At 40.1% G+C, this 20275-nt stretch carries 15 protein-coding genes; 10 read left to right on the forward strand and 5 right to left on the reverse strand.

Going from position 1 to position 20275, the window contains the following annotated elements; translation table 11 throughout:
- Positions 1 to 559: 559 nt before the first annotated feature.
- The 7 genes from carA to MSSIT_RS12360 all read left to right on the forward strand — a co-directional run bounded on the left by carA (position 560) and on the right by MSSIT_RS12360 (position 14559).
- Complete coding sequence (carA, locus tag MSSIT_RS12330; protein WP_048174757.1) at positions 560 to 1666, forward strand: glutamine-hydrolyzing carbamoyl-phosphate synthase small subunit; 1107 nt, start codon at positions 560 to 562, stop codon at positions 1664 to 1666.
- On the forward strand, positions 1666 to 4878 hold the full coding sequence (carB, locus tag MSSIT_RS12335) for a carbamoyl-phosphate synthase large subunit (RefSeq protein ID WP_048172730.1): 3213 nt from the start codon (positions 1666 to 1668) through the stop codon (positions 4876 to 4878). The genes carA and carB overlap by 1 nt, the downstream gene beginning before the upstream one ends.
- Before the next feature lie 405 nt (positions 4879 to 5283).
- Complete coding sequence (locus tag MSSIT_RS12340; protein ID WP_048172731.1) at positions 5284 to 6471, forward strand: argininosuccinate synthase; 1188 nt, start codon at positions 5284 to 5286, stop codon at positions 6469 to 6471.
- A 416-nt stretch (positions 6472 to 6887) separates the two neighbouring features.
- Complete coding sequence (locus tag MSSIT_RS12345) at positions 6888 to 10034, forward strand: NACHT domain-containing protein (protein ID WP_048172733.1); 3147 nt, start codon at positions 6888 to 6890, stop codon at positions 10032 to 10034.
- Between the two features lie 279 nt (positions 10035 to 10313).
- Positions 10314 to 13244: a HEAT repeat domain-containing protein gene (locus MSSIT_RS12350; protein WP_156158856.1), complete on the forward strand. Its 2931-nt coding sequence runs from the start codon at positions 10314 to 10316 to the stop codon at positions 13242 to 13244.
- A gap of 100 nt (positions 13245 to 13344) precedes the next feature.
- On the forward strand, positions 13345 to 13596 hold the full coding sequence (locus MSSIT_RS12355) for a hypothetical protein (RefSeq protein ID WP_048172735.1): 252 nt from the start codon (positions 13345 to 13347) through the stop codon (positions 13594 to 13596).
- Positions 13597 to 13929: 333 nt separating this feature from the next.
- Positions 13930 to 14559 carry a hypothetical protein gene (locus MSSIT_RS12360; RefSeq protein WP_048172736.1) on the forward strand — a complete coding sequence of 210 codons (630 nt, stop codon included), beginning with the start codon at positions 13930 to 13932 and terminating at the stop codon, positions 14557 to 14559.
- Between the two features lie 425 nt (positions 14560 to 14984).
- Here the strand turns inward: MSSIT_RS12360 and MSSIT_RS12365 are convergent, their stop codons facing one another.
- Genes MSSIT_RS12365 through MSSIT_RS12375 form a run of 3 tightly spaced genes read right to left on the reverse strand, consistent with a single transcriptional unit; the run spans position 14985 to position 15678 of the window.
- A complete protein-coding gene (locus MSSIT_RS12365; RefSeq protein ID WP_048172738.1) occupies positions 14985 to 15227 on the reverse strand; it encodes a type II toxin-antitoxin system HicB family antitoxin in 243 nt (80 codons plus the stop codon).
- A gap of 3 nt (positions 15228 to 15230) precedes the next feature.
- Complete coding sequence (locus MSSIT_RS12370) at positions 15231 to 15425, reverse strand: type II toxin-antitoxin system HicA family toxin (protein ID WP_048172740.1); 195 nt, start codon at positions 15423 to 15425, stop codon at positions 15231 to 15233.
- 22 nt (positions 15426 to 15447) lie between these two features.
- Positions 15448 to 15678, reverse strand: coding sequence for a type II toxin-antitoxin system HicB family antitoxin (locus MSSIT_RS12375; RefSeq protein ID WP_048172741.1), 231 nt, complete (start codon positions 15676 to 15678; stop codon positions 15448 to 15450).
- 518 nt (positions 15679 to 16196) lie between these two features.
- Between MSSIT_RS12375 and MSSIT_RS12380 the strand changes: the two genes are divergently transcribed.
- The 3 genes from MSSIT_RS12380 (at position 16197) to MSSIT_RS12395 (ending at position 19500) form a co-directional block, all read left to right on the forward strand.
- The gene (locus tag MSSIT_RS12380) at positions 16197 to 17483 is read left to right on the forward strand and encodes an ATP-binding protein (RefSeq protein WP_048172743.1); all 1287 of its coding nucleotides are present in this window, start codon (positions 16197 to 16199) and stop codon (positions 17481 to 17483) included.
- Positions 17484 to 18049: 566 nt separating this feature from the next.
- Positions 18050 to 18373, forward strand: coding sequence for a hypothetical protein (locus MSSIT_RS12390; RefSeq protein ID WP_048172746.1), 324 nt, complete (start codon positions 18050 to 18052; stop codon positions 18371 to 18373).
- Positions 18374 to 18567: 194 nt separating this feature from the next.
- A complete protein-coding gene (locus tag MSSIT_RS12395) occupies positions 18568 to 19500 on the forward strand; it encodes a Fic family protein (protein ID WP_052721643.1) in 933 nt (310 codons plus the stop codon).
- A 262-nt stretch (positions 19501 to 19762) separates the two neighbouring features.
- Here the strand turns inward: MSSIT_RS12395 and MSSIT_RS12400 are convergent, their stop codons facing one another.
- Both MSSIT_RS12400 and MSSIT_RS25570 read right to left on the reverse strand, forming a co-directional pair.
- Positions 19763 to 20056, reverse strand: coding sequence for a type II toxin-antitoxin system HicB family antitoxin (locus MSSIT_RS12400; protein ID WP_231589796.1), 294 nt, complete (start codon positions 20054 to 20056; stop codon positions 19763 to 19765).
- Entirely contained in the window at positions 20008 to 20268 is a 261-nt protein-coding gene (locus MSSIT_RS25570; RefSeq protein ID WP_331456193.1) for a type II toxin-antitoxin system HicB family antitoxin, read from the reverse strand. The genes MSSIT_RS12400 and MSSIT_RS25570 overlap by 49 nt, the downstream gene beginning before the upstream one ends.
- Positions 20269 to 20275: the final 7 nt, after the last annotated feature.

Genomic DNA, 20275 nt, shown 5'->3' on the forward strand with positions numbered 1-20275 from the left:
TTATTTCAGGCAACTGAAAATATAGATTTAAGAAAACTTACTATTTTTTACAGCTTAAACAGATTATTTTCCTGTCACTTACTTCGCCCCCAATGATATATAAGATTATTGCGGAAAAATAATATATTATAAATATTTAAAAGCCGAAAAATGGCATAAAGCATATATAAAGCCAGGATCTAAAAGTATGAAATTTGGTTTTACTTTAACATATTTTGGCTTTGAATTATACGTTTTTTGATATAAAACGAATTTTCCCCACCGGGAAACCTTAGTATAGTAGTTTAATTGTAAAGAATTTTGTAAAGACATTAAACCGGTTTCATGACGCTCGGGCCTAAATGAGCTTATCACTGGCTGAAATGAACAGATTTTTGCTAAACATGGGACCTTTGGACAGGAAATTTTTATGTAGTTTGAAGGCCGGAGTCTCAAAAGAATAAATTAATTGAAAGGTATATATATTTAAAGATTGACAAAAAATGGAGAGATCAGGGAATCGGGAAAGTCATCGCAACACTTATACATGTCTTATGACATTTACTCGCAGGTTCAGATGATGAAAGCAGTACTAGGATTAGAAGACGGAACAATTATTAGGGGCACCGGTTTCGGTGCCGAAGGCACAGCTTGCGGCGAACTTGTTTTTACCACTCAATTCACGGGATATGAGGAGGCTCTGACTGACCCTTCCTACAAGGGCCAGATTTTAATGTTCACCTACCCTCTGATAGGGAATTACGGTGTCAGTGGGGAGCGTTTCCAGTCCGACAACATCCATGCGGAGGGGCTTGTTGTCCGGGAAGCCTGCAAAAACCCCTATCACTACAAATCCACCCGTTCCATTCACCAGTTTTTAGAGGACGAAGGAAAGCCAGGGATTGAAGGCGTAGACACCCGTATGCTCACCATAGGGGCAAGGGAGCGCGGGACCATGCGTGCAGCCCTGATTACCGGTAGTGATGATGGGGAAGAGGCCGTTGATGTGGCAAGGAATTTCCCCCAGATAACGGATGAGGAACTTATCGCCCGTGTAACATGCAAGGAACCCCGCTTCATCCCCGGAGCGGAAGGCGCCTGGAAAGGCAGCGGCAAACCTAAACATGCGGTTTTGGTCGACCTCGGTATTAAGAGGAACATCATAAATAACCTGCACAAAAGGGGAATTGACCTCACCCTGGTCCCTGCAACCACAAAACCGAAAGAAATTGCAGGATACGAACCGGATCTACTTTTTATCTCAAACGGGCCCGGAGACCCGGAAAAGGCAACCGATGCAATCAATGCGGTAAAGGCTTTTGCAGGCACGATTCCGGTAGCAGGAATCTGCTTCGGACACCAGATTATCTCCCTTGCAATGGGAGCCAGGACTTACAAGCTTAAGTTCGGGCACAGGGGAGGAAACCAGCCTGTAAAGGACCTGATTGAAAACAAGATTTTCATAAGCTCCCAGAACCACGGGTATGCCGTTGATGCGGATTCCCTTGAAGGGACCGGCCTTTATGTAAAATACCTGAACGCAAACGACAAAACCGTTGAAGGAGTTTCCCACAAAGACCTGGACATTTTCAGTGTGCAGTTCCACCCCGAAGCCCAGGCAGGACCCATGGATACCGAGGAGACGTTCTTCGGCAAGGTCGTAAAGGTCCTCGGAGGGGATCTCTGATGCCAAAACGTGAGGACATAAAGAAAGTTTTGCTTATAGGCTCGGGCCCGATCACAATCGGACAGGCGGCAGAGTTCGACTTCTCGGGAAGCCAGGCGTGCAGGTCCTTAAAAGAAGAAGGCGTGCAGGTCGTGCTCGTAAACTCAAACCCTGCAACTATTATGACCGACCCCGAAATGGCGGATTCGGTCTATATCGAGCCCCTTGATGCCAAAATTGTTGAGAAAATCATTGAAAAAGAGCGCCCGGACGGGATCATTGCAGGGATTGGCGGACAGACCGGCCTGAATATCACGAGCGAACTTGCGGAAATGGGCGTCTTTGAAAAATACGGGGTCCAGATCCTGGGGACTCCTGTAGAAGCTATTAAAAACACGGAAGACAGGGAACTCTTCAAAGAGACCATGCTGAGGATTGGGGAAAAGGTCCCCCAGAGCCGTGCAGTCAATACCTTAAAGGAAGCCGAAGAGGTGGTTGCAGAACTCGGGCTGCCTCTGATCGTCCGCCCGGCTTACACTCTTGGAGGCGCAGGCGGCGGCATTGCCCGCACAAAAGAAGAGCTCCTTGAGATTACCGAACGCGGGCTCAGGCGCAGCCGCATCAGCCAGGTCCTTATTGAAGAAAGCGTGCTCGGCTGGGCAGAAGTCGAGTATGAGGTTATGAGGGACGCAAACGATACCTGTATCGTGATCTGTAACATGGAAAACATCGACCCCATGGGCGTCCACACAGGAGAATCGGCAGTTGTTGCCCCTTCCCAGACCCTGACCGACGCAGAGCACCAGATGCTCAGGTCTGCCTCTATTAAGATCATCCGTGCCCTCAAGATCGAAGGAGGGTGCAATATCCAGTACGCCTTAAAGGAAGGCGACTACCGCATTGTCGAGGTAAATCCGAGGGTTTCAAGGTCTTCAGCCCTTGCGTCCAAAGCCACGGGCTACCCGATTGCCCGCGTAACCGCAAAAATTGCAATCGGAATGGCGCTCGATGAGATAATTAACAGCGTCACCAAAAATACCCCTGCTTCTTTTGAGCCTGCTCTGGACTATGTAATTACGAAGATCCCAAGGTGGCCTTTTGACAAATTCGTAACTGCGGACAAGACCCTGACCACAGCCATGAAGAGTACCGGAGAAATTATGGCAATCGGCAGGACAATGGAAGAGTCTCTCCTGAAGGCTTTCAAGTCTCTTGATATCGACTCCCAGCTCGGAAATAAACGCTGGGACGAGCACGAGGTCAAAACCCTCCTCAAAACTCCCACAAGCGAACGCCTTTTCGTGATCTTCCACGCGCTTGAGCGGGGAATGTCGGTAAAGGAAATTGCCGAACTCACGAGCATCAACCCCTTCTTCATCTCAAAAATGAAGAAGATCGCGGAAATGGAAAAACGCATCAGGACAGAAGAACTGACCCCTGAACTCCTGCGCGAGGTAAAGAAAATGGGTTTCCCGGACACCCGCCTTGCGGAACTGACCGGCAAAACAAGGGAGCAGATCAGCGACATCAGGCATGAAGCAGAAATTTTAGCCACCTTCAAGATGGTCGACACCTGTGCAGCCGAGTTCCAGGCAGCAACCCCCTATTACTATTCCACTTACGAAGATACCTGTGAGACAAACTCCACAGACAGGAAGAAAATCCTCATTCTCGGAGCTGGCCCGATAAGGATCGGACAGGGTATAGAGTTTGACTACTGTACCGTCCATGCAGTAACCGCGCTCAGGAATGAGGGCATAGAGACCCATATCATAAACAATAACCCCGAGACTGTCTCAACGGACTTTGATACCTCGGATAAGCTCTTTTTCGAACCCCTCACAATGGAATACGTAATGAACGTAATCGAACGTGAGAGACCTGACGGAGTCCTTGTGCAGTTCGGAGGACAGACCTCTGTCAACCTCGCACTCCCCCTGAAAAAGGAATTAGAGCGCAGGACAGACCTCAATACCATGATCATGGGCACTGACCCAGAAGACATGGACCTTGCCGAAGACAGGGAAAAGTTCTACATCCTCATGCAGAAACTCGGCATTCCCCAGCCGGAAGGAGGGTATGCGACCTCCCAGCAGGAAGCAATCGAGGTTGCCCAGAGGATAGGGTTCCCGGTCCTGGTTCGCCCCTCCTACGTTCTCGGCGGAAGAGCCATGGAGATTGTCTACGACGAAATCGACCTTGAACGCTACATGAAAGAGGCAGTCAGAGTCTCTCCCGAACACCCGATCCTTATTGACGATTTCCTGGAAGGAGCCTGCGAAATAGACGTTGATGCGGTTTGCGACCGGAAAGACGTCCTTATAGGGGCAATCATGGAACACATTGAAGAAGCCGGGGTTCACTCCGGAGACTCGGCCTGTGTGATCCCACCCCAGTCGCTCCCGGAAGACGTACTTGCCCAGGTAAGGGACTACACCAGGAAGATCGCACTCGGCCTGAGGGTCAAGGGCCTGATTAACATCCAGATGGCCGAAAAAGGTGGAAAGGTCTTTGTGCTCGAAGCAAACCCGCGTTCAAGCAGGACCATCCCCTTCGTCTCAAAAGCTATCGGCCTCCCGCTTGCAAAGATTGCAGCCAAAGTGATTTCCGGACACAGCTTAAAAGAGATGGGGTACACCGACGAACCCAAGCCCAAACACGTCTCGATCAAAGAAGTCCTCCTGCCCTTCGACAAACTGCCCGGAGCAGACCCTGTCCTCGGCCCCGAAATGAAAAGCACGGGAGAAGTCATGGGCATTGACTACGATTTCGGAAGGGCTTACTATAAGGCAGAGCTTGCAGCCGATAACCTCCTCCCCCTCACAGGAAAAGTCTTCCTCTCGATCCGGAACGCAGACAAGCCCGAACTCGTGGACATTGCAAGAAAACTGCAGGCAGCAGGCCTCGAACTCATGGGTACCCGCGGGACCGTGAATTACCTTGCCCAGCACGGGGTCTTCATGGATACCGTAAAGAAAGTCCACGACGGAAGCCCGAACGTAATCGATATGATGCGCAGGGATGAAGTCGACCTGATTATCAACACTCCGACAAGCAAACAGTCCCGCAAGGACGGTTCCAGGATCAGGCGGGCAGCCGTTGACTTCAAGGTCCCCTACATCACCACGATCCAGGCAGCACGTGCAGCAGCAGCCGCGATTGAGACCATGAAGAAAGGCGAAGACCTTACGATCAAATCCATCAACGAGTACCACAAAGAGATGGGGCTGTAAGTAAGGCAAGGAAATGATAAAAGCCTGTAAGAAAGCCTGTAAGTAAAGTACTGCTTAAAACTCGCTACGCCAGCGGAAAAACGGAAGAGTTAATCAGAACCACAGCCGGCGGGGTGGTTTTCCATCCTCCGGCAAAATAAAATCAGTTTTTGAACCCGGCAGCCTGTTAGCTATCAAATTTTCAGGATTTACGGCTAAAGCATACTGCTATCAAAAATATTAAACTTATTAAACTTATTAGTCCATTAATCCATTATTCTGTAATCCACTAATCCGTAATCCATTAATCCGTAATCCATTAATCTGCTAAATCATGAACCAACTGCTTTTTAAAGAATTAAATGGTTAAACTCACAGATTCATTATCGTCCTTATCACAAATCACCAGAAAGGGGTAGTAAAAGCATGGCAAAGAAAGTTGCACTTGCATATTCCGGTGGGCTTGACACCTCTGTGTGCATCCCCATCCTCAAGGAAAAGTACGGGTACGATGAAGTAATTACAATTTCAGTAGACGTCGGCCAGCCCGAAGAAGAGATCAAAAAAGCCGATGCAAAAGCCGAGAAGATCAGCAACAAACACTACACGATCGATGCAAAGGAAGAGTTCGTAAAAGACTACATCTTTCCCCTGATCAAAGCCAACGGAGACTACGAAGGCTATGTCATGGGCACATCGGTAGCCCGCCCGCTGATTGCCAAGAAAGTGGTCGAAGCTGCCATAAAAGAAGGAGCAGTTGCCCTTGCCCACGGCTGTACGGGAAAAGGAAACGACCAGCTCCGCTTCGAAGCCGTCTTCCGCCAGACAGACATGGACGTAATCGCCCCCATGCGGGAGATGAACCTGACCCGCGAGTGGGAAATCGACTACGCAAAAGAGCACGGAATCCCGGTAGAAGTTACAAAAGCCAAGCCCTGGAGCGTTGACGAAAACATCTGGAGCCGCAGCATCGAAGGCGGAAAGCTTGAAGACCCCTCCTTCGTCCCGCCGGAAGAGATCTTCGAGTGGACAAAATCCGCAGAAGATGCCCCGAACGAGCCCAGGATCGTTGACATCGACTTTGAAGCCGGAGTCCCTGTAGCCCTTGACGGCGAAAAGCTCGGCGGCTACGCCCTTGTCAGGAAGATGAACGAAATTGCAGGCGAGAACGGCGTTGGCCGGACCGATATGATCGAAGACCGCGTGCTCGGCTTAAAAGCCCGTGAGAACTACGAGCACCCGGCTGCAACCGTCCTCCTCGCAGCCCACGCCGACCTCGAGAAACTCGTCCTTACCCGCGGGGAACTGAAGTTCAAGAAGATCGTTGACGAGCAGTGGTCCGAACTTGCCTATTACGGGCTTGTGGATGAGCCGCTTTATGCCGACCTCAACGCCTTTATCGACAAGTCCCAGGAAAGGGTCACAGGTACAGTGAAAGTGAAGCTCTACAAAGGCGCACTTACTATCCTTGCCCGCAGCTCGCCAAATGCCCTGTATTCTGAGGATCTGGTTTCGTTTGACAGCCAGACCATTGACCAGAAGGATGCGGAAGGGTTTGCGAAGTATCACGGGTTCCAGGCGAGGATGTACAGGAAAGTAATGAATAAGGAATAATTTTGAGCTTTGTCTGTTCCCTTTTAGGGGAATGGACTACTCTTTTTTATTGAGCTCATCCCAAAACAAGTCTAGTTTTAAATCAATAAAAGTTTCAGAACTATTTTCCATTATAAGGAACTCAATTGATCGTTCAAAATTCTAAATTCAGAGAACCAAATTTGAGTTTTGGGATGGACTCATCATGTATATTAGATTATATCTATTTTTCCTTTCAATGCCTTATTACTCCTAAAGCACTAATTAATCTGAACAAATAGTTAAATTAAAAGATGATAGTACGAATATGAAGTTAAACGTTAAAAAAAATGTGGAATAGATCTAAAAGTTACTTAGTAGAAAGTTACATATACTGTAATTTATCTCCAAGATTGTTGTTAGAAAATTTGAGAGACTTTTATTAGGATAAGTCAAGTATGGACCCTTCAATAACTCAAAATATTTTATTAAGTTTGTTCGCGAACGGCCTTACTTCTTTAATATGCTACCTTGGAGTAAAACTAGAGGATCTTCCTTTTGAAGATGAAGATTCTGTAAGCTCATTAATAAGTAAAACTAATTTTGATATCATAATTGAAGAGTTCATAAATGCGGAAGAACTTCCTGAAATTGATTCTAAATCAATTTGCGAATTTTTTACATCTCCTGAAGTTGAATCAATTGTACTACAAATATATGCATATCAATTTTCATCGAGTGTTTTCAATGAGTCAAATTCAAAAAGCATTGAAGAGATCAGAGAAGAATTTAATTTAGTGTTATCACTATATTTTGGAATTGACAAAGAAAAAAATTCCAAATTGATGTCACAAATTTTTATGATACTGATTGCTGGATGTGAGGAAACACTCAATAAATGGACAAATGAAGGTAAACTTTCAGCGCATGAAGCTGAATCTAAATACAGATTTAAAGCAATTTGTGGTATACTTCAAACAGTCAACAAAAACATAGAACTCCTTTCAGGGAAAACTAAACCAAATATTCATGAAATTCATAAATTTGTGGAAAAGTATCGTTCAATTGTAGGGAAACGCTGCGAAAGAATTAGATCTGCCAGTTATAATAGTAAGCAGAGGGTACCAATTAATGACATTTATGTATGTCCAGACTTTATTGTTGAGGGATCTACAAAAGTGACAAATAGGCCCTTGAGGGGGGAAACGAGATTAAGGTTTGCCTGTGGAAAAGAAATTATCAATTTAAACCAATTATTGTCACATGTATTCCGTATAGTCTTACTTGGGGATCCAGGCGCAGGAAAAACTACTTTTGTACAAAAAATAAGTCACGAACTTATAACTCGGTATTCAGAAAGGATATTTTCAGGAACCTGTGTAACACCTACTATTGTTGTTCTTCGAGATTTCCAAGTTAAAAATTTCGAAAAAGGAATTTCAATATTAGACTTCATCGCGGAAGAAGCAAATTCAAATTATCAAATTCCAGTTCCAAAATATACATTTGAATATCTGCTTTTAAATGGTCACATGCTGCTAATTTTCGACGGACTCGATGAACTCCTTGATATAAAATATCGAGAAAAAATAGTAGATGAAGTCGAGTCTTTTTGTACACTTTATCCATCAGTTCCAGTTATTGTCACTTCACGTAAGGTAGGATACGAACAAGCACCTCTCCGAGATGATATGTTTAAAACGATTGAATTAGCTCCGTTCAATGTCGAAAAAATTAATGAATATGTGACTAAGTGGTTTGCTTTAGATGATGACCTTACAAATGAAGAAAAAAACAGCAAGTCAGAATCATTTATGCGTGAAAGTCAAATTGCATCAGATATTCGCTCCAATTCACTAATGCTTTCCTTAATGTGCAGCATTTATCTAGAAGAAAATTATATTCCAGAAAATCGACCTAAAGTATATCAAAAATGTTCTGAAATGCTCTTTGAGAAATGGGATGGACATAGAGGAATTTCATCTAATACTTTGATACCAAATGCAAAAATTAAGCCTCTCATAGCATACCTAGCTCACTATATATTTACAAAAGAATCTATAGAATCATCACAAGAAGGAGTTACAGAAAAAGAATTAATAGAAATATGCAGTGAATATCTTTTTGATACAATTTATGAAGATATAGATGAAGCTGAAAGAGCAGCTGAAGACTTTATCGATTTTTGTAGAGGACGAGCTTGGGTTTTCACGGACATTGGAACGAAAAACGGAGAAAATAGTTATCAATTTACTCACCGAACTTTTTTAGAATATTTCACAGCATATTGGATAGTAAGAAAGTATCCTATAGAAGAAATATGCGAGATTCTATTACCCAAGATTTGTAAACGAGAGTGGGATACAGTAGCACAGCTAGTATTTCAAATAAAGTACGAAAGTGCTGAAGATGGCGATACATTATTTAAAGAACTGATTAAAAAATCAAGAATAGTCAAAAATGAAGAAAGATTTAACCTTATGGATTTTGCCTCAAAATGTTTAAAATTTATCATACCCAGACCTCAGATTACAAGAGAAATTGTTACTGAGTGTTTTAACATGTCTGTTAATTCTGGATTGGAATTAATTGAAGTACTCAAAAATCATAAAAAGGAATTAGGAAATGAAACTTATGAACTAAGTAGCATAGAATATCATCCTATAGATGAAATTGGTGAATACGTAATGAATTCAGATTACGATCCAATTGAACCAATTTTACTAATAAGAGATACTTTGCTTGAAAACAGAAACGTCATATCCAAAACAATTAGAGATTTGATCATTGACACATTTATTAATGGAAATGAAAATGAATCGATATTATCATTAGAAATTTGCTTAAATATTCCTAAGGATTCTCCATTTGTTTTAGACAAGACCTTTTATGAGAACAAAGAAAATGAAAATTTTTGGGAACTTTTTTCCGGTGAAACTTTTCAGTGTTGCTTTAGTAATAAAAGTGACTTCATTCTAAGAAATCTTCACCTTAGTATTGGATGTTACTTACAAAACAAACTGGCTTTAAACGATATTATAGATGTGCACGGGTTAAAATTTTTACTTTATGATTATTCGTATATTATAACTCCAAGAACGAGATATTCTGCAATCGCTGATAGGTTACTTTTAACATGGGTAAGCGGTAGTCAAATAAATTCGGATGAGTTAAAGAAAATAGGAGTGACTTTTTTATTATCTTCAACTCGTTGCATAAAAATAAACGAAAATATTCTATATATGGAAATGTTTATAAAATCAATTGAAAGAGTGACTGAAATAAAGAAAAATAATATATTAAACCAAGATCCAGATTCACTTTTTGGTGTTTTTTGTTTATTTGCTTGTATGCTTGAATTGCGTGTAGAAGAAAAAGTATTATCAATTATTCAAAAAATAATATCTTTTTCAGATCCTTTGGGATTTATTTTCGCTACTTGGTTAGGGGTGGGAGATCCTGACCAAGTGGAGAATAGAATTGAAAAAATAGGATTTACAGATGACCAAAAATCATTTGTCATAAAATGGGCAAAAAAAGAAATCCACATTTTAGAGTTGAATAGTGAAAATGATAATGATATTAGTGTTTCTATTCCAAAGTAAATTCCTTATTTAGTGGGAAAATCCATGATCATTGGACAGATTTAAACATCAACCTTTATGAACCTACTTAGGAATCATAGTATTAGATGAAATGTGAATAAGAAAGTCCCCGCCAAAGGAAAAAGAATCGATTAATCTAAAGAAGCTCTGCAAAGTGCCCCTTATAAAGATGCAAAAATCGCGGGTTTTTATTTCTCTTTTGATTGTGGGATTTCCAATGTTGAGAAGAAAAACAGCTTTAAATTTTAAAACATATCTGATAATCGGTGCATTTGATTGTTGGATCAGGCAAAAATCCATGAGAACACTTTTAGTAACGATCCAAAAGAACGCTTAGATGCTCTCAGGCAGTTAAAAAACAACTTCAACTTTTTACCCAGAAAAAAAGAAGCATGGAATGACATTATAAGATTAACTATAGACTCAAATAAAAGTGTACAGAATCAAGCAATGATCGCTATTGACTCTGTTTTTCGTTTCGTACCTGAAAAGATACAATGTTGGGCCGACATAGTAGCTTTGTTGGAGAATAAAGAATTTGAGTTAAGATCAAGTGCTGCAAAGTCACTTTATTATGCTTTTCAATACACACCGAAAGAAGAAAACGTATGGTACGATCTTAGTAGATTAGCAAAAAATAAAGAGAAAGAAGTGCGTAAAAACGCAGCCTATTCTTTGATTTCTGCCTTCCGGTATGCACCCAATAAGAAAGAAGCCTGGGATATCCTCCACAAACTATCAACTGATGTAGAATCAGAAGTAAGATTTAGCATTGCACACGAAATCGGAACTGTTTTCCGCCATATACCTGATAAAGAACAAGCACTTGAAGATCTTTTTAAATTGGCAGGTGATGAGGAAAGCACAGTTCGAGGTGCTACCGCCCGTTCACTCATTATAGCCTTCCGACATCTGTCAGAAAATCAGCAGAAAGATGTGTGGGATCCTTTGTTAACTCTCATAGAAGAAGAAAGCATTAGTGTCAGAGAAGAAGCAATCGGATCAGTGCTTTCGGAGATCGAATACCTGCCTGAAGATTACAAAAAACAAGCATGGAAAAGCCTGCACAAATTGAGAGACAGTAACATAGCTGTTCAAATTACTTTTCTTAATTTCATACCTTCTGCATTTCAATATTTACCAGACAAGCAACAAGCATGGCAGGATTTAATCATCCTTATCGAAAACAAGAACATTAATGTCGAGTATAATGCTGTGCATTTTCTGGGTTCTGTTTTCCAACATGTACCAGACAAATTGCAAGCTTTTGATGATATAACTCAGTTGACAAAAAACGATGACTTGAACATTAGAAAGCATGCCAGCAGTAGCATAGGTTACGTTTTTGAACATATTACTGAAGCAGAGAAAAACTGGGAATTTTTGCACGAATTAAGCAAAAGCAATGATATATACATAAGAAGCGGCACTGCAAAGTCAATAGGTATAGCTTATCCCCATCTCTCGGGCAGGAATAAAAAGCAAGCTCTTAAAGATATAATCAGATTAGCCACGGATAACGAATCAATAGTAAGGTCTGAAGCTGCAAGTTCGTTAGTATACTTTGTTTCAAATAGATCTGAAAATTGTGACAAAAAAGCTTGGGATGTTCTGCACAAATTAACAGATGATTCAGACAGTAGTGTAAGGTCTTCCGTAGCCATTACAATTAGTATTGCTATCGAAGATATACATGAAAAGAAGCAGGCTTGGAATGATCTTATCAAACTTTCAACAGATGAAAATATTAGTCTGAAAAATAAAGCTACATTTTCCCTTCAATATGCAGTGCCACATGTCCCTGATAAAAAACAGGCAGTTGAGGACTTAATAAAACTGATTGAAGAAAAAGACGGTAATGTAAGAGCGAACACTGTGAACGCTTTATGCCGTATTGTTCCACATCTTAATGAGAATAATAGAAGCCGGGTTTTCAAAATAATACATTCACTAATCGAAAATAATGATTGGTATGTACTACCTGATATTGCACGCTCGCTTGGATCAGTTTTTCAATATATTCCTGAGAAGGAAGAAGCATATAAAGACCTGCTTCGATTAAAAGAAAGCGATAATATTTATGTAAAAGTACCTGCAACACGTTCTTTAGGAAGTATCTTCATATTTAAAGCATCCCAAGCAAAATCTGAAGAAGAATATAAAAAAGAACTAGAAAGTGCCATTAATTATTTTGAAGAAGCTGTAAAAGTTTCAATTCCATTTAATCCTGCTCAATTTTGTCTACCCTTTTATCGTTCCTTCTATACAATAATTTTCAAGGAACAAAAAGAAGCTACTGAAGAGTTAGAAGAGTACCTTGAAGATGCAAAGAGTGCTATAGAGGGATCGGAAAATAAAAAATTGCTCATTGAGGCTGTTCAAAATCTTGCAAATGCATTGAAAGAAGTCCAGAATGCAGAAAATATAAACTTACATGCCATGAAAGGCGAACTTAATTTCTATAGAGAATACTGTGAGTATGCAGCGGAACTCATGAGAGATGCCGAAGAAGCAGCACCTTTTGCGACAGCTACAATCAGAAAAGGCCTTCCCATCCTCGATCGAAAACTAAAATCCCTCCTCGAAGAAATCCAGGAGAAAGCAAAGACCGCGTGCCAGGAATCTCAAGGTACTGATACAGAAGAAATTGCATGCGCTGTCAGTCAGAAAGTTCAGAAATGGGAAATAAGTAACCCTGCAGGCATGGCAGAATACATAGAAGATATTTCTTATTCACTTAAAGGAAAAGTGCAAAGTCATCCTGAAAACGAATATCTTCTCCGCAAAATTGAGTTAATGAAAAATGAAACGGATCTTACCAAAAAATTCCAACTTTTAAGTTACATTATAGGGGAAATTCCGACTATAAAAGTGGTTTCTGAAGAAACGGTAAGAGAAGGATTCAACAAAATTAGACTAGACATTGCTGCAGTGGATGAAAAAATCGAGAAAATAAACATCTCTCTGAAGCCAGGAATACGAGAAGAGCTCATAGTATCTGTGGGGCCAAAAATTGGTGGAGTAGGATTTGAGCATACAATCACCATTCCCCTACAGGAAATATCGTATTCTGAACTGAAAGAAGACTTGAATAAAATAATGGGGGTAGACATAGATCGATTATCCAAATTGCCCAAAAGGCTGGTTGAAAAAATAAAAGGTTACCTAATAAAAACCGGAAGGATAGATATTCTGAAAAAACTAACCTGAGTCATGATAGATAGACTTATGAAATAAAAAAGAATTAATTTCTGCCAAAAGTAGTACTTTGGATTCAAAAATATTTTGGGTATCTTGGAGGTAGCGGGAAGTGGCAGTTTCTTTAGAAGTTCCAACGAACGGAGAAGTTTACTTCGCAGCAATAACAGTTGTTGTGTCCATAACACTTCAAGACTGGATCAAAAATAACTACAATAAAGCAGATGGTCTTATTAAGAAATTCATTGCTTTAACTTGGTCAGTGATAGGTGTTATACTTCTCAGCATCGGTTTATTTTTTATATACGACATTGTAATAGTTTTGTCAATCATAGGTATGAACTTAATTAAAGCCCTTTTTTGAATTTAAGGTCTCCTTTGTCACCTTTCAATGGGAGAACGAAAATTATCAGCCCTGAAAAATGCCCATTATTAAATCTGCAAAAATCACAGGTTTTCAATTTCACTTTTCTTAATCCTTCTCTTCACAAACGTTTTCGGGGAAGATTTAAGCAGACCGACAGCAGTAAAAATATATTTTAATTGAATTGCTTTGAGAGAAGGTTTTCATTCGATTACAACTAACTTATTAAAATTAATCAAAAAATTAAAGAGAATCTATTTCTAAATAATAAAGGAGATCTAATCAAAAATTAAACTTAACAAATTGATCTGAGGGGTTACAATTAATCAAGAAATGATACTTCAAAATCTTGAAAATCGTTTACCAAACTACGAAAAATTTGAGGAAAAGGTTCTTGCTAACATTCGAAGCAATTATTTTCCCTTAATATATCAGTCCCTTTACAGCCAGTTGGGATATGAAAGATTTCCAGATGGGAAATTTATTACAGACCAATTCAAAAAACTACTAGTTAATAACAATTTTTTAGGATTGGTTAACGATATTTATAGAACCAGATTATCCGAAGAAGGGTTAAAGGAGATCTCAAAGCGGTTATTGGTAATTAATGACTTTGATGATTACCAGTATGTGTTGCAGCAGTTTAAAGGCTGTAATAAAGCACGATACAAAGGAAATGAGATTCATAAAAATGCTTATAGTTTTGGAACAAAGCTTATGCACTTTTATAATCCCGAGGAAAACCCGATTTTAGATTCGGTTGTGAGAGATAACTTGAACTTGGGAGAAATAAATTTAGAATTGTGTTTTGAATTCAAAAAAGCAACATGCTGTTTTCTAAAGAAGCATCACAAATATTTAGATGAATTTAACACTTCAACGCATGTTTTGCAGGAATTAGAAAGGAGATATATGACAAGAAATTTTCCAATAATGGAAATTCTTGATATGGCTCTGTATTAACCTTATACTCAAATCTGTGAAAACCAAGGGTCTTTGACTATTTTTTCAATTCTTTTCTTAACAAATGTATTCGGGGAAGATTTAAGCAGATCGCCGGTAGGAAAAATATATTTTAAATTGATTTGGTTATGAGGGGAAGATATTCATTTCGTATCCGGCGGTCCAGTTTTTGACAGCTTTTCTTGATAATAATCAAATGAAAAAACGTCACTTGAATCAGAAATTTCCCCACGGAGAAAAAAGAATCGATTAATCTAAAGAAGCCCGGCTAAGTGCCCCTTATAAAGCTGCAAAAATCACGGGTTTTTCAATTTCACTTTTCTTAACTTTATCTCAACAAACGTGTTCGGGGTAGATTTAAGCAGACCGCCGGTAGGAAAAATATATTTAAAGTGACTTAAAAAGGGCTTGAAGTAAAAATAAAATTATACAACTTCAGAACTGGTAGAAGGTTTTTCAGCAATAGCCACGTACTCGGCAAAGGATTCTGATTCAGGAATAGGCAAATTGTCCTCAAGAAGTCCCTGTACATGCATTTCAATGGCTTCATAGATATTTTTCTCTGTCTCTTCTCGGGTGGAACCGGTAGCTACACAGCCCGGAAGGTCAGGAGAATATGCTGAATAATTGTTATTTGCTTTTTCGATTACAACGAGGAAACGGTGCATGATTTAGTCCTCTATTTTTAATTGAGCTTGTTTTAATATGCTGTTCAATGTTCCTGGAGCAAGATCATCTCCACTATGACCTGCAATTGTTACCCTACCTGGTTTAGCAGGATGTTTGTATTGCCGGTGGCTACCTTTTGTTGCAACCAGATACCAGCCATCGGCTTCAAGAAGTTTTATGACCTCACGTACTTTCATTTCAATCTGTCTTCATGGCTATTTAAATGTAATTCGAAAACTTGCAGAATCCGGGTAGGTGGAGTCCGTTTCTTAATCTGATGACAATCCATTCATCAATAACTTCTTCCAGATTTCTGCGGCATTCTTCCAGGGTCTTGCCTGTAGCCCATACACCCTCAAGTTCGGAAACTTCCCCATAATAGGGTTCTTCGTTATCGATTATTTCATATTGTGCCCTTTCAAGAGCTGCGTGGATGTACTGGATAAGCATGATTACACCTTTCCGAATGTGGTATATTTAGTTTTATGCTGTTTAAATCTTATATAGATTCTGTGGATCGGATGATTAAGTTTTGGTTTACTGTTGCTGACCGGTGAAGAAAATGCCTCTATCTGATCATGATGATTTTTTCTTGATCTTAATTCACCAGAAAAATGTCGCTTTAATCAGAAAACTCCCACAAGAGGAAAAAAATCGATTAATCTAAAGAAGCCCGGCAAAATGCCCCTTATAAAGTTGCAAAAACACGGGTTTTTCGATATCACTTTTCTTAACATTATCTTTACAAACGTATTCGGGGTAGATTTAAGCATACCGCCGGCAGAAAAAATATATTTTAACTGAATTGAAGGAACAAAAAAAGAAATCCCCTTTCTTGTTTGATATCCCTAAATTATAAGCCTAAAATCCACTTTCCTTTAAATAATCTTCATTATAATGACGATTTTAGCTCATAATATCGTCATTGTAATGAAAGATATAAATACTCTACACACAAATATTCCCTTATGAAGCAGCTCATGAAAATGTGGAACCCCTGGTGGACAGAAAGAAAAGTTCCTGCTTCCAAAAAGAGGATATCACGCCCCGAGACCCTTGAAACAATCCTGAAGCTTCTGGATATCAAGGAGGTTATCTGCATTACCGGGGTCAGGCGATGTGGGAAGTCAACTGTGATGTATCAGGCAATAGACCATCTGATAGGAAAAGGAGTGGAACCTGAAAATATCCTTTACTTCAACCTCGATGAACCTTTTGAAGACAAAAATATAGGACTGCTCGACAGAATATTTGGGGAATACATAGAGCTTCATGTGCCAAAAGGAAGAAAGTATATCTTCTTTGATGAAATCCAGAATATAAAGGATTGGGAACAGTGGATCAAAAAGTTCTATGATCTTTATGGGGAGGAGATCAAGTTTGTGCTTACGGGTTCGAACAGCAGCATGCTTTCCGACCAGCTTTCCACCCTTTTGACCGGGAGGATGATCACGCAGCATGTGTTTCCTCTTTCATTTAAAGAATATCTGGATTTTAAGGATTTTGAATTAAAAGATCCCGACATTCAGAGAAACGAAGTTCTGCACTATTTCAACAAATATCTCTTCAAAGGAGGTTTTCCCGAAGTTGTCCTTGAAGAGGATATGGATATAAACCACCTCCGGCTAACCGAATACTTCAACAGCATCCTCCTTCGGGATATAGTGGTGGGCCGGAATATCCGGGAAAGTGCAAAACTTATCGAACTTGCGAATTATTCCTTATCAAACGTTTCTACCCTCCTGAGCTATTCAAAAATTTCAAACGCAACAGGGCTCTCAGTCAACAGCTTGAAAGAATACCTGCTTTATCTGGAACAGGCCTATCTGATATATCAGTTAAACTTCTTTTCATACTCAGTTAAAGATTCGATCTCAATCAAAATGCCCAAAAAGATCTACTGCATCGACAACGGACTTCGAAATTCCGCAGCATTCACCTTTTCTGCCGATGAAGGAAGGCTGGCAGAGAACCTAGCATTTGTAGAGTTGAAGCGGAGAAAAGTAGAATTCTTTTACTGGAAAGAAAAAAGAGAAGTGGATTTTGTGATAAAAGGTATAGATGGAGCGCTCACAGGTATAAACTGCACCTATACGGATCACATAAGACAGGGAGAAGTCAATGCTCTTCTGGGATTCAAGGAACATTTTGGGGAGAAAGTTTCCAGGTTAATCTTGCTTACGAAGAATCTCGAAAAAGAGGGAAATGGTATTAGCTATGTTCCTCTCTGGAAATGGGTTCTTGGAACCAGATGATTGAAATGGCTTAAATTCTTGCTGAGGCTATTAGTTCGGGAAATGATCTTAAGTTACCTGGAAAGGATAAGGAAGAATTTTTACCTCGTGTAAGTGATCCATTTTCTGACGATTTCCTTAATGCATAATTCCCCTGAAAAGACGGTGCTTGAATTCGAAAAACTCCCCCACAGGAAAAAGGATCGCTTAATCTAAAGAAGCCCGGCTAAGTGCCCTTTATAAAGTTGTAAAAATACGGGTTTTTCGATTTCGCTTTTCTTAACATTATCTCAACAAACGTATTCGGGGCAGATTAAGCAGACCGCCGGCCGGAAAAAGATATTTCAATTGAATTGGATACCGGGGAAGATTTTCATCTTGAGCTGATCCCAAAACTCAAAAACTACTTCTTTGAATCTTGTTTTGAAAGGAACAATCGAATTACCGATCAGGAAAACAGTCATGGGCACCTCCCAATATGGGATTAAAGATGGCTTTTGGGATAGGCTCCTTGTATTCGGCGGTCCAATTTCTGCCTGTTTTTTATCGTAAGCAGTGTTTTTATGCAATAAAAAATAATCAAAAATATGGACTTCACAGGGACATGGCACATTTATGAAATGGAATTATGGGATGAAGACTATTTCAATATGGACGTTCAGGCTTTCATTACGATAGAGCCAGACAACATGGGACATTTTCAATTTGGTTTAGTTTATGGTTATATTGACGGAAGGATCGTTGAATATGCTGATGGCAAAAGATTTGAATTTACCTGGGACGGAAATGACGAATGTGACCATGTTTTTGGTAGCGGTTGGGTAAAGATTAAGCAAAAAGACATACTGGAAGGCGAGTTTAGATTTCATCTCGGAGACAGTTCTACCTTTTTAGCAAGGAGAGCAAAGTAATAAACTGAAGTTTTTCAATTCACTTTCCTTAACATTATCTCAACAAACGTATTCGGGGAAGATTTTCGCAGACCGCCGGCAGGAAAAATATATTTTAAATGAATTGAGTGAAAAAAGAAACTGTAATATCGGATAGCTTACAAATTTGCCGATACCGATATATATCAGAGAGAACATATCGGATATGTTAAATTATGGTTAATACCGATACTTCCCTGATTCAAGAAGAACTTCTTGCACGAATAGATGAAAAAATGAAGCAGCTAAACTCCATGCGGCCCATTCCGGCAGATGCTTTAAGCAGGCTCCATGAAGAGATGAGGTTAGTGCACACCTACCACTCGAACGCGATAGAAGGGAATACGCTAACACTCCAGGAAACAAAACTTGTCCTGGAAGAAGGGCTGACTATTGGCGGAAAATCGCTACGGGAACATCTCGAGGCGACCAACAACGCAAAAGCTTTTGACCGGATGGAAGAGTTAGCAAAGAAAAAACGTGCAATAGACAACATTGCAATTCAGGAAATCCATGAAATTGTAACCAGAAGTATACTTGAAGATGCAGGCAGATACCGCACCAGAAATGTGAGGATAGCCGGTGCAGTAAAGGCTCCGCCCGATTGGTCGAAGATAGTAAAATTGATGGACGAACTTATCGAAAAGGTAGCAGAAAGCAAAGTTCATCCCATTGAAACGGCTTCTTTCCTGCATCACAGGTTTGTTGAAATTCACCCATTCAGCGATGGAAACGAACGGGTAGCTCGGCTTCTCACAAACCTGTATTTGATCTCAAGGGATTGTCCTCCTGTCGTTCTCAAAAAAGAGGACAGGGAAAAATATTACAAATTCCTTAGAGCCGCAGATGCTGGAAACCTGGGACCGTTTGCCAATTTCATTGCAAAAGCTGTAGATGAAAACCTGACCCTTTATCTCTCCATATCAGGAGGAAAGGATGAACTGATGCCTCTGAAAGAACTTGCCACGGAAACCCCTTATTCTCAGGAATACCTCAGCCTGCGGGCCAGACAGGGGCTTCTGGATGCTGTAAAAATAGGAAAAACATGGCACAGTTCAAAACGTGCTGTTGAACAGTATTTATCCGAGCACGGGAAAAAAGATGTTTGATTTCCGTGTTCTTAACAAATCTATAGGAAGAGATTCAGGCAGACTACAGGCAGGAAAAATATATTTCAAACGAATTGAAGTACAAGATAAGAAATCTCCTTTTTTGTTCAGTGTCCCGATATTATAATCCTAAAATCCACTTCCATTTAAATAATCGTCATTATAATGATGATTTTTACGTTAAATATCGTCAGTGTAATGACGGAGATATAAGAAAATATATTCAAACGGAACGAAATAGAAGTTTGATGAGAAATAAAACTTAAACAAATTCGGAATCTATAGAGGGTTTTTCAGCAATAGCCACATATTCTGCAAAAGATTCTGATTCTGGAATAAGTAAATTATCCTCCAGAAGTCCCTGCACGTGCATTTCAATGGCTTCATAGATGTTTTTCTTTACTTCCTCTCGGGTAGAACCGGTGGCTACACAGCCCGGAAGGTCAGGTGAATATGCTGAATAGTATTTATTCGCTTTTTCGAATATAACGAGAAAACGGTACATGATTAGCTCTCCAACCGGATAAGGCCATTTCTTAACCTGAAATTGATCCATTCATCTATAACTTCTTCCAGGTTTTTCCGGCACTCTTCAAGGGTCTTGCCTGTAGCCCATACGCCCTCAAGTTCGGAAACTTCTCCGTAATATGGTTCAATGTTATCGATTATTTCGTATTTTGCCTTTTCAAGGGCTGTTTGAGTAAATTTGATGAGCGTGATGACACCTGTCCAGTTTTGTTTAGTTTTATGCCTTCTGAATCTTATTATAGATTCT

It is taken from the genome of Methanosarcina siciliae T4/M, from assembly GCF_000970085.1.
Lineage (GTDB): Archaea > Halobacteriota > Methanosarcinia > Methanosarcinales > Methanosarcinaceae > Methanosarcina > Methanosarcina siciliae.

Coding starts and splice junctions, on each gene's coding strand:
- MSSIT_RS12370 (WP_048172740.1), bottom strand. CDS start 15,425: ATGAAAGTACGTGAGGTCATAAAACTTCTTGAAGCCGATGGCTGGTAT.
- MSSIT_RS12360 (WP_048172736.1), top strand. CDS start 13,930: ATGATACTTCAAAATCTTGAAAATCGTTTACCAAACTACGAAAAATTT.
- MSSIT_RS12365 (WP_048172738.1), bottom strand. CDS start 15,227: ATGCACCGTTTCCTCGTTGTAATCGAAAAAGCAAATAACAATTATTCA.
- MSSIT_RS12375 (WP_048172741.1), bottom strand. CDS start 15,678: ATGCTTATCCAGTACATCCACGCAGCTCTTGAAAGGGCACAATATGAA.
- carB (WP_048172730.1), top strand. CDS start 1,666: ATGCCAAAACGTGAGGACATAAAGAAAGTTTTGCTTATAGGCTCGGGC.
- carA (WP_048174757.1), top strand. CDS start 560: ATGAAAGCAGTACTAGGATTAGAAGACGGAACAATTATTAGGGGCACC.
- MSSIT_RS12380 (WP_048172743.1), top strand. CDS start 16,197: ATGAAGCAGCTCATGAAAATGTGGAACCCCTGGTGGACAGAAAGAAAA.
- MSSIT_RS12340 (WP_048172731.1), top strand. CDS start 5,284: ATGGCAAAGAAAGTTGCACTTGCATATTCCGGTGGGCTTGACACCTCT.
- MSSIT_RS12395 (WP_052721643.1), top strand. CDS start 18,568: ATGGTTAATACCGATACTTCCCTGATTCAAGAAGAACTTCTTGCACGA.
- MSSIT_RS12345 (WP_048172733.1), top strand. CDS start 6,888: ATGGACCCTTCAATAACTCAAAATATTTTATTAAGTTTGTTCGCGAAC.
- MSSIT_RS12390 (WP_048172746.1), top strand. CDS start 18,050: ATGGACTTCACAGGGACATGGCACATTTATGAAATGGAATTATGGGAT.
- MSSIT_RS12400 (WP_231589796.1), bottom strand. CDS start 20,056: ATGGATCAATTTCAGGTTAAGAAATGGCCTTATCCGGTTGGAGAGCTA.